This is a genomic window from Klebsiella sp. HC6 (genome assembly GCF_022605325.1).
GTDB lineage: Bacteria > Pseudomonadota > Gammaproteobacteria > Enterobacterales > Enterobacteriaceae > Klebsiella > Klebsiella terrigena.
This window is the reverse complement of sequence record NZ_CP093276.1, coordinates 2,784,217-2,797,509: the sequence shown is the minus strand read 5'-3', so window position 1 is coordinate 2,797,509 and position 13,293 is coordinate 2,784,217. Positions and strand designations below refer to the sequence as shown.

At 56.8% G+C, this 13,293-nt stretch carries 14 protein-coding genes; 7 read left to right on the top strand and 7 right to left on the bottom strand.

Annotation, left to right across the window (positions count from 1 at the left end):
* Positions 1 to 10 precede the first annotated feature (10 nt).
* Positions 11 to 697 (bottom strand): 3-oxoacid CoA-transferase subunit A, encoded by a 687-nt coding sequence (locus MMW58_RS13630; protein ID WP_133599603.1) that lies wholly within the window; start codon positions 695 to 697, stop codon positions 11 to 13.
* 167 nt (positions 698 to 864) lie between these two features.
* On the opposite strand from MMW58_RS13630, the gene MMW58_RS13625 reads away from it, so the two are divergent.
* The gene (locus tag MMW58_RS13625; RefSeq protein ID WP_041145790.1) at positions 865 to 1,671 is read left to right on the top strand and encodes an IclR family transcriptional regulator domain-containing protein; all 807 of its coding nucleotides are present in this window, start codon (positions 865 to 867) and stop codon (positions 1,669 to 1,671) included.
* Here the strand turns inward: MMW58_RS13625 and smrA are convergent.
* Together smrA and MMW58_RS13615 are read right to left on the bottom strand one after the other, a co-directional pair.
* Positions 1,668 to 2,231, bottom strand: coding sequence for a DNA endonuclease SmrA (gene smrA / locus MMW58_RS13620; protein ID WP_123708123.1), 564 nt, complete (start codon positions 2,229 to 2,231; stop codon positions 1,668 to 1,670). The two genes, MMW58_RS13625 and smrA, sit on opposite strands and share 4 nt — an antisense overlap.
* Positions 2,232 to 2,686: 455 nt before the next feature.
* Positions 2,687 to 2,953, bottom strand: a complete 267-nt coding sequence (locus MMW58_RS13615) for a hypothetical protein (protein WP_241723589.1) — start codon at positions 2,951 to 2,953, stop codon at positions 2,687 to 2,689.
* Positions 2,954 to 3,081: 128 nt separating this feature from the next.
* On the opposite strand from MMW58_RS13615, the gene ogt reads away from it, so the two are divergent.
* The 3 genes from ogt to uspE all read left to right on the top strand — a co-directional run bounded on the left by ogt (position 3,082) and on the right by uspE (position 5,632).
* Entirely contained in the window at positions 3,082 to 3,597 is a 516-nt protein-coding gene (gene ogt, locus MMW58_RS13610; protein WP_133599599.1) for a methylated-DNA--[protein]-cysteine S-methyltransferase, read from the top strand.
* Positions 3,598 to 3,792: 195 nt separating this feature from the next.
* Positions 3,793 to 4,545, top strand: a complete 753-nt coding sequence (fnr, locus tag MMW58_RS13605) for a fumarate/nitrate reduction transcriptional regulator Fnr (RefSeq protein WP_002903394.1) — start codon at positions 3,793 to 3,795, stop codon at positions 4,543 to 4,545.
* Positions 4,546 to 4,681: 136 nt separating this feature from the next.
* On the top strand, positions 4,682 to 5,632 hold the full coding sequence (gene uspE, locus MMW58_RS13600) for a universal stress protein UspE (RefSeq protein ID WP_123708126.1): 951 nt from the start codon (positions 4,682 to 4,684) through the stop codon (positions 5,630 to 5,632).
* Between the two features lie 136 nt (positions 5,633 to 5,768).
* On the opposite strand, the gene MMW58_RS13595 is transcribed toward uspE, so the two are convergent.
* From MMW58_RS13595 to pntA, 3 genes are all read right to left on the bottom strand, one after another.
* Positions 5,769 to 5,957, bottom strand: coding sequence for a YdiH family protein (locus MMW58_RS13595; protein ID WP_041145794.1), 189 nt, complete (start codon positions 5,955 to 5,957; stop codon positions 5,769 to 5,771).
* 163 nt (positions 5,958 to 6,120) lie between these two features.
* Positions 6,121 to 7,509 (bottom strand): Re/Si-specific NAD(P)(+) transhydrogenase subunit beta, encoded by a 1,389-nt coding sequence (gene pntB, locus MMW58_RS13590; protein ID WP_045858484.1) that lies wholly within the window; start codon positions 7,507 to 7,509, stop codon positions 6,121 to 6,123.
* A 10-nt stretch (positions 7,510 to 7,519) separates the two neighbouring features.
* Positions 7,520 to 9,049: a Re/Si-specific NAD(P)(+) transhydrogenase subunit alpha gene (pntA, locus tag MMW58_RS13585; protein ID WP_045858486.1), complete on the bottom strand. Its 1,530-nt coding sequence runs from the start codon at positions 9,047 to 9,049 to the stop codon at positions 7,520 to 7,522.
* A gap of 520 nt (positions 9,050 to 9,569) precedes the next feature.
* On the opposite strand from pntA, the gene ydgH reads away from it, so the two are divergent.
* The 3 genes from ydgH (at position 9,570) to folM (ending at position 12,843) form a co-directional block, all read left to right on the top strand.
* Entirely contained in the window at positions 9,570 to 10,520 is a 951-nt protein-coding gene (gene ydgH, locus MMW58_RS13575) for a DUF1471 family protein YdgH (protein ID WP_045858488.1), read from the top strand.
* 178 nt (positions 10,521 to 10,698) lie between these two features.
* On the top strand, positions 10,699 to 12,081 hold the full coding sequence (locus MMW58_RS13570) for an amino acid permease (RefSeq protein ID WP_159236963.1): 1,383 nt from the start codon (positions 10,699 to 10,701) through the stop codon (positions 12,079 to 12,081).
* A gap of 36 nt (positions 12,082 to 12,117) precedes the next feature.
* Complete coding sequence (gene folM / locus MMW58_RS13565; protein ID WP_133599593.1) at positions 12,118 to 12,843, top strand: dihydromonapterin reductase; 726 nt, start codon at positions 12,118 to 12,120, stop codon at positions 12,841 to 12,843.
* Here folM and MMW58_RS13560 read toward each other — a convergent pair.
* On the bottom strand, positions 12,840 to 13,175 hold the full coding sequence (locus MMW58_RS13560) for a GlpM family protein (protein WP_045858494.1): 336 nt from the start codon (positions 13,173 to 13,175) through the stop codon (positions 12,840 to 12,842). The genes folM and MMW58_RS13560 overlap by 4 nt on opposite strands.
* Positions 13,176 to 13,293: the final 118 nt, after the last annotated feature.

Sequence of the window (13,293 nt, the reverse complement as noted above, 5' to 3'; positions counted from 1 at the left end):
CGCTGGCTCCTCAGGCGCTTTGTGCGCTAACGGTGTTTTCCAGCGAGAAGACGCGCTGGACAAAAATCCCCGGAGTAATGATATTTTCCGGATCCAGTTCGCCGAGGGTGACCAGGCGGGAGACCTCAGCGATGGTGGTTTTGGCGGCGGTCGCCATGATCGGGCCAAAGTTGCGCGCCGCTTTACGGTACACCAGGTTGCCCCAGCGGTCGGCGTGATGGGCCTTGATCAGCGCAAAATCGGCCTTAATCGGATATTCGAGCACGTAGTGGCGCCCGTCGATTTCGCGGGTCTCTTTGCCTTCTGCCAGCGGCGTGCCGTAGCCGGTCGGGGTAAATATCGCGCCCAGCCCGGCGCCGGCAGCCTGGATTCTGGCGGCCAGATTACCCTGCGGAACCAGCTCCAGCTCAACCTTGCCGCGGCGGTAGAGGTCGTCAAAAATCTGCGAGTCAACCTGACGCGGGAAAGAGCAGATCATCTTGCTCACCCGTCCGGCCTTCAGCAGTGCCGCCAGGCCCACCTCACCGTTGCCCGCGTTGTTGTTGATAATGGTTAGGTCGCGGGCGCCCTGCTCAATCAGGGCATCAATCAGGTACGTTGGCTGACCGGCGGGACCAAAACCGCCGATCATGATGGTCGCGCCGTCGTGGATCCCGGCGATGGCATCGCTTAGCGTCGACACGCTTTTATCAATCATCAGGTCGCTCCTTTATGTGCGGTAATCGCACTTATATACGTTGTTCGCACAAAATGTGACCCGCTTAACGATGTTGGTCAAGGGCGATAATCGAAATATGGTGCGATAATCGAACATCGTATATCTTTAGCGAAAGAATGTGATCGATGGCAAATATGGAGAACAAAATGGAGAAGCATCCAGACGATTTACTGACCGGCGATAGCGACCCGTTTAAGGGCGATCCGAATTTTATGGCCTCGCTGGCACGCGGGCTGGAGGTGATTCAGGCCTTCACCCCGCAGCGCCCGGTGCTGTCGATCTCGCAGATCAGCCAGAAGACCGGCATTCCGCGCGCGGCGGTGCGCCGCTGCCTCTATACGCTGGGCAAGCTGGGGTTTGTCTACGCTGAAGATGGCAAGAATTTTCAGCTGCGTCCGCGCATCCTCGCCCTCGGCCACGCCTGGCTGGCCTCAACCCCGCTGGCGCGTTCGGCCCAGCCGGTGCTCAAGCATCTGAGCGAAATGCTTAACGAGTCCTGCTCCATCGCCACCCTCGACGGCGACGATATTCTCTACATTGCCCGCGCCTCCAGCTCGCGCATTATGACTATCGATCTGGATATTGGCAGCCGGCTGCCGGCCTGGGCCACCTCGATGGGCCGGGTGCTGTTGAGCCATCAACCGGAGGAGAAGCTGAACGATATGCTGGGCCGGGTGACGATGATTCGCTACACCCCGCAGACGGTGGATTCGGTGAATAAGCTGCGCGCCGAGCTCAAGCGCGTCCACCAGCAGGGCTACGCGCTGAACGATCAGGAGCTGGAGATGGGGCTGCGCTCGCTGGCGGTGCCGCTGTTTAACCCGCAGGGACAGGTTCAGGCGGCGCTGAACGTCGGCGTCCATGCCGGACAGGTTTCGACCCGCGAAATGCTGGATCGGGTGCTGCCCGAGCTGCAAAAGGCGGCCCGGGAGCTGACGCTGCTGCTGCGCTAGCGGCTGCGCTTGGCGTGGCGTTCCCAGTTTTCCTGCTTTGCCTCGGCCGATTTGCGCAGGGCGACGTAGCACGCCCCGCTGCCGCCGTGATGGGCGGAGGCGACGCAAAACGCCTGTACCTCGGGAAGCTCTTCCAGCCAGCGCGCCAGGTAGCTGCGGATAATATTGGGGTGAGCGTTGTCGTCGCGCCCTTTGCCGTGAACAATCAGCACGTTGCGCAGCGACTCCTTCTGCGCCTGGAGCACAAAGGCAAACAGCATTTGCCGACACTTCTCGACCGGCTGGCGCAGCAGATTGAGGCTCGCCTGCTGGCTGTATTTCCCCAGCCGCAGCTTGTCCAGCACGCCGCTTTGTAACCCCTCGCGCCTGAACTCCAGCGGCGTTGCCAGCGGCAGCACGTCGAGGTAGCCGGTGGTCAAAAAGTTATCCAGCTGCAGCGCGTCGATCCGCTGCGGGGTGCGGGCGTGGCGCTCGGGATGCCACAGCACGTCGTTGCCGCTCTTCAGCGGCTGGACATCCTCCATGGCATCCAGAAATAGCGATTTGTCATCAAGGTTCATCAGCACTCCTCCGGCGACTATCGGAGGCTACTATAGCCGTCGCACCGTGCGCCCTCAACGCGTTTGTCGCCGGTCGCGCCGGCAGCGGCGTATCCCGCGCCCATAGCCACCAGCACTCAGCCCGCGCGATCGCCGCGGTAAATATACGTGATGCCAAAGGAAGTGCCTGAAAATAAGGGCCGGATCGCTGAACGGGTGTATGACGGAGGGGAATAACAGGTCGGCAAGCGATCGCTGTCTATTCGCTTGCCGAGCCTGCTGAGGCACCTAAAAATGTTTTTTCTTTAAGTGCATATCTTTCATTAGCTTATAAAGCGACTCGAACATAAGAGAGACAGCATTTAACAGCAAACCACTGATAATCAATATCAAAACGCCAGTTAGCATATATTGCATACCATCACCTTTCACGTTAACAAAAAAAGCCAGCACTAGCGTGCTGGCAAATAATTGACTCAAGGAATGCCTGTATAGCGTGTTGCGACGTCGGGTGCCTCCCGATGAATTAGCCAGCTCAAACTAATCCGCGTGCGTATGACAAACTGCATAGAGAGATGAACTGAACGCTCCTCCTCATAGGGGAATTTACCGCCCGGAGAAAGTAGCAAAATCCATTCACACCCGCGCGGCGTAATTAATACAAAATTAAATATCGCGGGGCCCGCTGCGATTTGGTTTTGCTTCTGCCCTGCCGGCAGTTGCAAAATGGAAAACATACTCATAGATCCGCCCCTTCAGCCACGCCGCTCGCCGTTCACCTTTATGGAGTATAGTTGCCCGCCAGGATGACGTGATATCTTGTGTTCAGGCTGCAGTAATAATCATTTGAATCAGGTAATAAGGAAAAACGATGCTGATACTGCTTCAGGACAAAATCGACACCCCGGTCGGGCCGCTATGGATCATTTGCGACGAGCAGTTCCATCTGCGAGCCGTTGAGTGGGAGGAGCACAGCGCGCGGATGGAGCAGCTGCTGGAGCTGCACTATCGCCATGAAGGGTATCAGCGCGTGGATTCTCGTGACCCGGGCGGGCTGAGCAGCAGGCTCGGCGACTATTTCGCCGGCGACCTTGCGGTTATCGAAACGCTGCCGACGGCGACGGCGGGCACCCCGTTTCAACGCGAGGTCTGGAAAACGCTGCGTACCATCCCCTGCGGCCAGGTCATGCACTACGGTCAGCTGGCGGAGGCATTAGGTCGGCCTGGCGCCGCGCGGGCGGTCGGGGCGGCCAACGGCTCTAATCCGGTCAGTATCGTGGTGCCCTGCCACCGCGTCATCGGACGTAACGGCACCATGACCGGCTACGCGGGCGGCGTGCAGCGTAAAGAGTGGTTATTGCGCCATGAGGGGTATTTGCTTCTTTGACCGTAAGTGCCTTTTATCGGAAGCATCCGGCAACTTTACAATCAAATATGCCCAGACATCTCATTTCTTATCAATAAGATAAAAGGGGTAATCGCTTTCCCCTTTTAATATTACGTGTTTCATCGGTTCGAGGCTTACCTGCTCACCAAAAAGATGTTAAAATTGACCAATATCAATTAAGGCTTGAGCAGACTTATGATCCCGGAAAAGAGAATTATACGACGCATTCAGTCTGGCGGTTGTGCAATCCACTGTCAGGATTGCAGCATCAGCCAGCTTTGCATCCCTTTTACTCTGAACGAGCACGAGCTTGATCAGCTTGATAATATCATCGAGCGAAAAAAGCCTATCCAGAAAGGACAGACCCTGTTCAAAGCCGGCGATGAGCTGAAGTCGCTGTACGCCATTCGTTCAGGCACCATCAAAAGCTACACCATCACCGAACAGGGCGATGAGCAGATTACCGGCTTCCACCTGGCGGGTGATTTGGTTGGTTTTGACGCAATCGGCACCGGTCTCCACCCGAGCTTTGCTCAGGCGCTGGAAACCTCAATGGTCTGCGAAATTCCCTTCGAAACCCTGGACGACCTCTCAGGCAAGATGCCGAATCTGCGTCAGCAGATGATGCGCCTGATGAGCGGCGAGATCAAAGGCGATCAGGATATGATCCTGCTGCTTTCCAAAAAGAACGCCGAGGAGCGCCTGGCGGCCTTTATCTACAATCTTTCTCGTCGTTTTGCCCAGCGCGGCTTCTCGCCTCGTGAGTTCCGTCTGACCATGACCCGTGGCGATATCGGTAACTATCTCGGCCTGACCGTAGAAACCATCAGCCGCCTGCTGGGTCGTTTCCAGAAAAGCGGCATGCTGGCGGTTAAAGGTAAATATATCACCATCGAAAACAGCGACCTCCTCGCCCAGCTGGCTGGTCAGGCGCGCAACGTCGCCTGATAGCCCGATCCCTTCGCCAGATCGCTAATTTTTTTCTTATTTGTTGATCTGGCCAGGGTCATCCCCTGTTTCAATTCATCTATATAGGTTATCTTTTTAATTACAAACTGCAGTTACAGTTGTAAGGAGACCCTGTATGGCAAAGTATCAGAACATGCTGGTAGTAATCGATCCTAACCAGGACGACCAGCCCGCACTGCGGCGCGCGGTATACCTACACCAACGGATTGGTGGCCGCATTAAAGCCTTTTTGCCGATCTATGATTTCTCATATGAGATGACGACCCTGCTGTCGCCAGACGAGCGAACGGCTATGCGCCAGGGCGTGATTAGCCAGCGCAGCGCCTGGATCAAGGAGCAAGCCCGGTTCTATATTGAGTCCGGGATCCCAATTGACATCAAGGTGGTATGGCACAACCGCCCCTTCGAAGCCATCATTCAGGAAATTATCAGCGACAAGCATGATTTAGTGCTGAAAATGGCGCACCAGCACGACAAGCTGGAAGCGGTCATCTTCACCCCTACCGACTGGCATCTTCTGCGTAAGTGCCCGTGCCCGGTGTGGATGGTTAAAGACCAGCCGTGGCCCGAGGGCGGCAGAGCGCTGGTGGCGGTCAACCTTGCCAGCGAAGAAAACTACCACGACTCCCTGAATGAGAAACTGGTCAAAGAGACGCTTGAGCTGGCGGAGCAGGTTAACCACACCGAGGTCCACCTGGTGGGCGCCTATCCGGTTACGCCTATCAATATCGCCATTGAGCTGCCTGATTTCGATCCCAGCATCTATAACGACGCGATTCGCGGCCAGCATCTGCTGGCGATGAAAACGCTGCGGCAAAAGTTTGCTATTGACGAGAGCCGCACCCACGTCGAGAAGGGTCTGCCGGAAGAGGTAATTCCCGATCTGTCGGAGCATCTGCAGGCGGGGATTGTCGTCCTGGGCACCATCGGGCGTACCGGACTGTCGGCGGCCTTCCTCGGCAACACCGCCGAGCAGGTGATCGACCATCTGCGCTGCGATCTGCTGGTGCTGAAACCCGATCAGTACAAAACGCCGGTTGAACTGGACGACGAAGACGACGACTGATCTCTGGTCGCCCAGCCGTCGTCGCCAACTCCCCCGCCGCCGCGGGGGATTTTTTTGCCCGCCGCCGAGCACAGAGCGTAAAAAAGGGCCTTCCGGCCCCTTCATCAGCTACGCACTGCGGGCTGAAGCGATACTTTTAGTGGATACCTAAGCGCCAGGCGTGGTCGATCTCTTCTTTCAGCTCGATGGAGGAGAGCGACATTAAATCGGCAAATTCCAGCTCGAGAAGTTTAAATTTTTTCAGGTACTGTGCGGGGGTTAAAGCTGTAGGGTCACGACGCAGAAATTCGATGGCCATTTGCGCGGGGGTCAATTCGGTATCCATAATATCCTCAGTGTGTTGAAAAAACGTCCCTATTATAGCACTCCGAGGCGATTAATTTATGAGCAATAAGCGGGCTGGCGCGCTATATAAAAAAGCCGTCTCAACGGAGACGGCTTCAGAAGCAAACGTTTTATAGCGGCATTGGTCCGCGCTCTTCAGCGCATTACAGCGCTTTCAGAATCGCATCCACGCTGGCTTTGGCATCGCCAAACAGCATGTGGGTGTTCTCCTTGAAGAACAGCGGGTTCTGCACGCCGGCGTAGCCGGTGTTCATCGAACGTTTGAAGACCACCACGTTCTGCGCTTTCCAGACTTCCAGCACCGGCATACCGGCAATAGGGCTTTTCGGATCGTCCTGCGCGGCCGGGTTAACGGTATCGTTGGCGCCGATAACCAGCACGGTGTCGGTGTCGGTGAAGTCATCGTTGATTTCATCCATTTCCAGCACCACGTCGTACGGAACCTTGGCTTCCGCCAGCAGCACGTTCATATGCCCAGGCAGACGACCGGCAACCGGGTGAATACCGAAGCGCACCTTGATACCGCGAGCGCGCAGACGCTCGGTGATTTCCGCAACCGGATACTGCGCCTGGGCTACCGCCATCCCGTAGCCCGGGGTAATGATCACCGAGTGCGAGTTTTTCAGCATTTCAGCGGTATCTTCTGCGCTAATTTCACGGTGCTCGCCCACTTCATCATCGCTGCCGGACGAGGAACCATCGGTACCAAATCCGCCGGCAATGACGCTGAAGAAGGAGCGGTTCATGGCCTTACACATGATGTAGGACAGAATCGCACCGGAAGAACCGACCAGCGCACCGGTGACGATCAGCAGATCGTTGCTCAGCATAAAGCCCGCCGCCGCCGCCGCCCAGCCTGAGTAGGAGTTCAGCATCGATACCACTACCGGCATGTCCGCACCGCCGATGGAGGCCACCAGGTGCCAGCCAAACGCCAGAGCGATAACGGTCATCACCAGCAGCGCCAGAACCTGCGTCGCGGTGCTGTCGGTGCGCACAAAGGCCACCAGCAGCACAAAGGAGACGACCAGCGCCGCGAGGTTCAGCTTATGACGGTTCGGCAGCATCAGCGGCTTAGAGGACATCTTGCCGCACAGCTTGCCGAAGGCCACGATGGAGCCGGTAAAGGTCACCGCACCGATGAAGATGCCGAGGAACACTTCGGTCAGATGAATATTGACCAGAATCTGCTCCATGCCGGTTTCATGCTGCAGGTAGCTGTTAAAGCCCACCAGCACCGCCGCCAGGCCGACGAAGCTGTGCAGCACCGCCACCAGCTCCGGCATTTCGGTCATTTCGACTTTCTTCGCCAGACGGATACCGATGGCGCCACCGATAACCATCGCCAGCAGGATCCACGCGACGTTGCTGCTGTCCGGCCCCAGGATAGTGGCGATCAGCGCGATCGCCATCCCGGCAACGCCGAAGTAGTTGCCCTGCTGAGAGGACTCGTGTTTTGACAGCCCTGCGAGACTAAAAATAAAGAGGATCGCGGCAACAATGTATGCAGCTGTAACTAATCCACCAGACATTTGTTACCCCTTATCCTTTGCGGAACATTTTCAGCATGCGCTGAGTGACGGTGAAACCACCAAAAATATTAATGCTGGCGATCAGCACCGCGATAAAGCTCAGCACGCTGACCCAGCCGCCGTGGCCTATCTGCAGCAGCGCCCCGACAACGATAATCCCCGAGATGGCGTTTGTGACCGACATCAGCGGCGTATGTAGCGCGTGCGACACGTTCCACACCACGTAGTATCCGACCACGCAGGAGAGCGCAAAGACCGTAAAGTGGCCGAGGAACTCCTTCGGTGCCACGTTAGCCAACCAGCCAAACAGGATAATCGCCAGCGCCATCAGCGCGTATTTGCGCCACGGCGAAACCGGTTTTTTCGCTTCAACAGGTGCTTCAACCTTCTTCGCGGCGGCCTGCGGCTGGGCGGAGACCTGAATCGGCGGCGCCGGCCAGGTCACTTCCCCGTCGCGGACAACCGTTACGCCGCGTACCACGACGTCGTCGAAATCGATGGCAATGTTGCCATCTTTCTCTTTGCACAGCAGCTTGATCAGGTTGACCAGGTTGGTGCCGTAGAGCTGGGATGACTGGGTCGGCAGGCGGCCAGGCAGATCGGTATAGCCGATGATTCTCACCCCGTTGGCGGTGGTCACCACTTCGCCAGGCACGGTGTATTCACAGTTGCCGCCGTTCTGCGAGGCCAGATCGACCACCACGCTGCCGGAAGTCATCGAGTCAACCATTTCGCGGGTAATCAGCTTCGGCGCCGGTTTGCCGGGGATCAGCGCCGTGGTGACGATGATATCGACCTCTTTCGCCTGAGCGGCAAACAGCGCCATTTCGGCTTTAATAAAGGCTTCGGACATCACTTTGGCATAGCCGTCGCCGCTGCCCGCCTCCTCTTTAAAGTCCAGCTCAAGGAACTCTGCGCCCATGCTCTGCACCTGCTCTTTGACCTCAGGACGGGTGTCGAACGCGCGGACGATCGCCCCCAGGCTGTTAGCGGCGCCAATCGCGGCCAGGCCGGCAACGCCGGCGCCGATCACCATCACCTTGGCCGGCGGAACCTTGCCCGCGGCGGTGATCTGCCCGGTGAAGAAGCGGCCAAATTCGTGCGCGGCCTCGACGATGGCGCGATAGCCGGCAATGTTGGCCATCGAGCTTAAGGCATCCAGCGACTGGGCGCGCGAAATACGCGGCACCGAATCCATCGCCATCACGGTGACATTGCGGGCAGAGAGTTTTGCCAGCAGCTCCGGGTTCTGCGCCGGCCAGATAAAGCTCACCAGCGTGGTGCCTGGATTCAGTAAAGCGATTTCACTCTCGTCAGGCGCATTGACCTTGAGAATAACGGGCGACTGCCAAACTTCGGCGCCGTCCACAACCTCAGCGCCTGCCTGAGCAAACGCCTCGTCATCGAAACTTGCCAGCTGGCCCGCGCCGCTTTCAACTGCGACGGTAAAACCCAGCTTGAGCAGCTGCTCCACCGTTTTCGGCGTGGCCGCTACGCGGGTTTCATTGGCTAGCCGTTCTTTTGGTACCCCGATACGCATAGTTTTCCCTTTCATCGGTTTTTGATGATGGTTTTCTCTTCTGACAGCCGAGGATCCGCCGGCAAAACGCACCGGCTCGGATATTCGGCTGAAAAAATGAAACAGTAACAAACTTTTTATAACCTACTGAAAATACCGATTGTGATCTACTGCGATAAAACAGAATTTTTGATTTTATTGGTAAAACGCGCGGCAAACTGCGTCAGGCAGCAATATTTACCTTAAATTTATAAGCGAGCCTGATAATTCGCTTAGCTTAAGCAGTAATACGCAATTAATCGCCAGCCAGAACATCGCATTAACATTACATTAACTTATTAAAGCGATATCGATTATCGATTTTGCTGGTCAAGCGGCTGTTTTTTCAACATATCGGAAAATGTTATATTATTGTGACGCGCGTTTCGGGCGGTTAGCAAAAATTGACGCAGACAGTCACTCCTTTTAAATGCAATAATCGAGCGTTTTCAGTCAACAACAATACCTGTACATGGTTTGCGCAAGGCAAAGGACTATTTTTATGAATCTTAAGAACTCACTCCTGGCGTCTGCTCTCCTGGCTACGACCGCGCTGTCTGCCCACGCAGCGACCGAGCTGACTCCGGAGCAGGCGGCGGCGCTGAAGCCCTACGATCGCGTGGTCATCACCGGCCGTTTTACTGCGATTGGCGATGCGGTTAAGGCGGTCTCCCGCAAGGCCGACAAAGACGGCGCAGCCTCCTTTTATGTTGTCGACACCTCAGACTATGGCAACAGCGGCAACTGGCGCGTAACGGCAGATCTCTATAAAGACAACGCCCAGCAGGCCGATGCTCCCAAAAATCGCATGATTAATGGGATCATGGAGCTGCCGAAAGACCAGGCCGTTGAGCTGGAACCGTTTGACACCGTGACCGTGCAGGGCTTCTATCGCAGCCAGCCTGAAGTTAACGATGCCATCACCAAAGCGGCGAAAGCAAAAGGCGCGGCCTCTTTCTTCATCGTTCGTCAGGTAGATGCTAACCAGGGCGGCAACCAGCGCATCACCGCTTATGTTTATAAAGCCGATGCCAAAAAACGCGTTCTGCAAAGCCCGGATGCGATTCCTGCCGATTCTCAAGCCGGGCGCGCAGCGCTGGCTGAAGGCGGCGCCGCGGCTAAAAACGTGGAAATCCCCGGCGTGGCAACCACCGCAGCCGTCGGCTCCGGTACCGGCGTAGGCCGCTTCTTCGAAACGCAGTCCTCAAAAGGTGGGCGTTACACCGTCACGCTCCCTGACGGCACGAAGATTGAAGAAGTAAACAAGATCACCGCGGCGCAGATGGCCCCGTTCGATAGCATTAAGTTCACCGGTAACTACGGCAATATGACCGAAGTTTCCTACCAGGTGGCCAAACGTGCGGCGAAGAAAGGCGCGAAGTATTACCACATCACCCGCCAGTGGCAGGAACGCGGTGGCAACATGACCATCAGCGCTGACCTGTATAAATAACGACACCTCAGCTGAATAAAAAGGCGGCGCTTTGCCGCCTTTTTGCTTTTTTTCATCCGCCGCCATTGCATGCGCACAAGACACTCCGTAAAATCCCGCGCCTTAGCGTAATCGTCCATTTTATGCGATTTAGCCAAATAAATATTCTTTACTTCACGGTTGTCACTTCGGGATTGCAATGGAAAAGAGACTGGGCCTTAGCGCCCTGACCGCCCTGGTTCTCAGCTCAATGCTGGGCGCAGGCGTATTCAGTTTGCCGCAAAATATGGCCGCCGTGGCCAGCCCGTCCGCCCTGCTGATCGGCTGGGCCATTACCGGCGTGGGCATTTTATTCCTCGCCTTCGCCATGCTCCTGCTGACCCGCATTCGCGCCGACCTCGACGGCGGTATTTTTACCTATGCGCGCGAAGGATTTGGCGAGCTGGTGGGCTTCTGCTCCGCCTGGGGCTACTGGCTGTGCGCGGTCATCGCCAACGTCTCCTACCTGGTTATCGTCTTTGCGGCGCTGAGCTTCTTCACCGACGCGCCCGGCTCGGTTATTTTTGGCAACGGCAATACCTGGCAGGCGATCGTCGGGGCGTCGATTCTGCTGTGGGTGGTCCATTTTTTAGTGCTGCGCGGCGTGCAAACGGCGGCGGGCATCAACCTGGTCGCCACCCTGGCGAAGCTTATTCCGCTCGGCGCGTTTATCGTTCTCGCCGCGATGGCCTTCCGTTTAGAGACCTTCACGCTTGATTTCAGCGGCCTGGCGCTCGGCGTGCCGGTGTGGGAGCAGGTGAAGAATACGATGCTGATCACCCTGTGGGTGTTTATCGGCGTAGAGGGCGCGGTGGTGGTGTCGGCGCGCGCGCGAAATAAACGCGACGTTGGCCGCGCGACGCTGCTGGCCGTACTCTCGGCGCTGGTGGTTTATCTTCTGGTCACGCTGCTCTCGCTGGGGGTTGTCGCCCGTCCGGAGCTGGCGGAAATGCGTAATCCCTCGATGGCCGGGCTGATGGTCAGAATGATGGGTTCCTGGGGCGAGGTGATCATCGCCGCCGGGCTGATCGTTTCCGTCTGCGGCGCCTATCTGAGCTGGACCATCATGGCGGCGGAGGTTCCCTGGCTGGCCGCCACCCACAAAGCATTTCCGCGCCTGTTTGCCCGGCAAAATCGCCACAACGCGCCGTCTGCTTCGCTGTGGCTAACCAATATTAGCGTCCAGGCCTCGTTGGTGCTGATTTGGCTGACCGGCTCGGATTACGGTACCCTGCTCACCATCGCCTCCGAGATGATCCTCGTTCCCTATCTGCTCGTCGGCGCCTTCCTGCTGAAAATTGCCGCACGCCCGCTGCATAAGGCCGTGGGTATCGGGGCATGCGCTTATGGCTTATGGTTATTATATGCGTCGGGCCCTGTGCATTTACTGCTGTCGGTGATACTTTACGCTCCGGGTCTTCTGGTTTTCCTGTACGCCCGCCGTACGCACCAGCACGATCGCATGCTTAAACGCCGTGAATTAGCCTTAATTGGTTTATTGCTGGTTGCCGCCGTACCGGCAACGTGGATGCTGGTGGGGTAAGCGGTTGCCCTGCCGCGGAATTCAAAGGAGATACCCATGGCTGAACTACAGCCCCGCCCGGTCCTTATAACAGGAGGAGGCCGCCGAATCGGCCTCGCTCTGGCACAGCATTTTCTTCAGCAACAGCAGCCCGTCATCGTCAGCTATCGTACCCACTATCCGGCTATTGACGCGCTGCGTACGGCCGGCGCCGTTTGTCTGGAGGCGGATTTTAGCACCGACGATGGGATTTTAACCTTCGCCGAGGCGGTGAAATCCCACGCCGGCCAAGGCCTGCGCGCCGTTATCCACAATGCCAGCGGCTGGATGGCGGAAAAGCCGGGGACGCCCCTCAGCACGGTGCTCGCCAGCATGATGCAAATTCACGTCAACGCGCCCTATCTGCTCAATCACGCCCTGGAAGCGCTGCTGCGCGGCCACGGTCACGCGGGCAGCGATATTATTCATATCACTGACTACGTGGTTGAGCGCGGCAGCGATAAGCACATCGCCTATGCCGCCAGTAAAGCGGCGCTGGATAATATGACCCGCTCCTTCGCCCGCAAGCTGGCGCCGGAAATAAAGGTCAACGCCATCGCCCCCTCGCTCATTATGTTTAATGAAGGCGACGATGCCGAATATCGCCTGCAGGCGCTGGATAAATCGCTGATGAAAATAGCGGCAGGCGAAACGGAAATTATCGAACTGCTCGACTATCTCTTCAGCAGCCATTTCGTCACCGGCCGCTCCTTCGCCGTCGACGGTGGCCGCCACCTGCGCTAGTGGAAACGGCTCCAGCCGAGGATCAGCAGCCAGGCACACAGGCTCCAGCACACAACGGCGCCCGCCAGCGCGTAAGGCAGGCGCATCGTTGCGGTGAAGTACCAGAGCGACAGCAGGTAGATAAAATAGGGAATGATCGACCACATCCCAAATACGATGGTGGTGCGCAGGGCTTCAATCCCGCGCTCGCTGGCGACAATATAGTGAGCGATCAGGGCGAATGTCGGAAATAGCGGAATGAGCCCGGCAATATAGTAATTTTTGGTTTTGGACAGTACGCCAATCAGTACCACCACCAGCGCCCCGAGCAGCGCTTTAATCAACAGCCCCATGCCTTTTGCCTTAACATTTAAACAACAAGTTACGCCAGCATAGCGGAAGAACATTTGTTTATAAAAGAGTAATGGCAGGCAATTTGCTGGCGGTGTATGTTTAACCTTTTACATATAC

What these genes read in the sequence shown, in the direction of transcription:
- MMW58_RS13630 (WP_133599603.1), bottom strand. Translation starts at nt 697, where the DNA reads ATGATTGATAAAAGCGTGTCGACGCTAAGCGATGCCATCGCCGGGATC.
- MMW58_RS13625 (WP_041145790.1), top strand. Translation starts at nt 865, where the DNA reads ATGGAGAAGCATCCAGACGATTTACTGACCGGCGATAGCGACCCGTTT.
- smrA (WP_123708123.1), bottom strand. Translation starts at nt 2,231, where the DNA reads ATGAACCTTGATGACAAATCGCTATTTCTGGATGCCATGGAGGATGTC.
- MMW58_RS13615 (WP_241723589.1), bottom strand. Translation starts at nt 2,953, where the DNA reads ATGAGTATGTTTTCCATTTTGCAACTGCCGGCAGGGCAGAAGCAAAAC.
- ogt (WP_133599599.1), top strand. Translation starts at nt 3,082, where the DNA reads ATGCTGATACTGCTTCAGGACAAAATCGACACCCCGGTCGGGCCGCTA.
- fnr (WP_002903394.1), top strand. Translation starts at nt 3,793, where the DNA reads ATGATCCCGGAAAAGAGAATTATACGACGCATTCAGTCTGGCGGTTGT.
- uspE (WP_123708126.1), top strand. Translation starts at nt 4,682, where the DNA reads ATGGCAAAGTATCAGAACATGCTGGTAGTAATCGATCCTAACCAGGAC.
- MMW58_RS13595 (WP_041145794.1), bottom strand. Translation starts at nt 5,957, where the DNA reads ATGGATACCGAATTGACCCCCGCGCAAATGGCCATCGAATTTCTGCGT.
- pntB (WP_045858484.1), bottom strand. Translation starts at nt 7,509, where the DNA reads ATGTCTGGTGGATTAGTTACAGCTGCATACATTGTTGCCGCGATCCTC.
- pntA (WP_045858486.1), bottom strand. Translation starts at nt 9,049, where the DNA reads ATGCGTATCGGGGTACCAAAAGAACGGCTAGCCAATGAAACCCGCGTA.
- ydgH (WP_045858488.1), top strand. Translation starts at nt 9,570, where the DNA reads ATGAATCTTAAGAACTCACTCCTGGCGTCTGCTCTCCTGGCTACGACC.
- MMW58_RS13570 (WP_159236963.1), top strand. Translation starts at nt 10,699, where the DNA reads ATGGAAAAGAGACTGGGCCTTAGCGCCCTGACCGCCCTGGTTCTCAGC.
- folM (WP_133599593.1), top strand. Translation starts at nt 12,118, where the DNA reads ATGGCTGAACTACAGCCCCGCCCGGTCCTTATAACAGGAGGAGGCCGC.
- MMW58_RS13560 (WP_045858494.1), bottom strand. Translation starts at nt 13,175, where the DNA reads ATGGGGCTGTTGATTAAAGCGCTGCTCGGGGCGCTGGTGGTGGTACTG.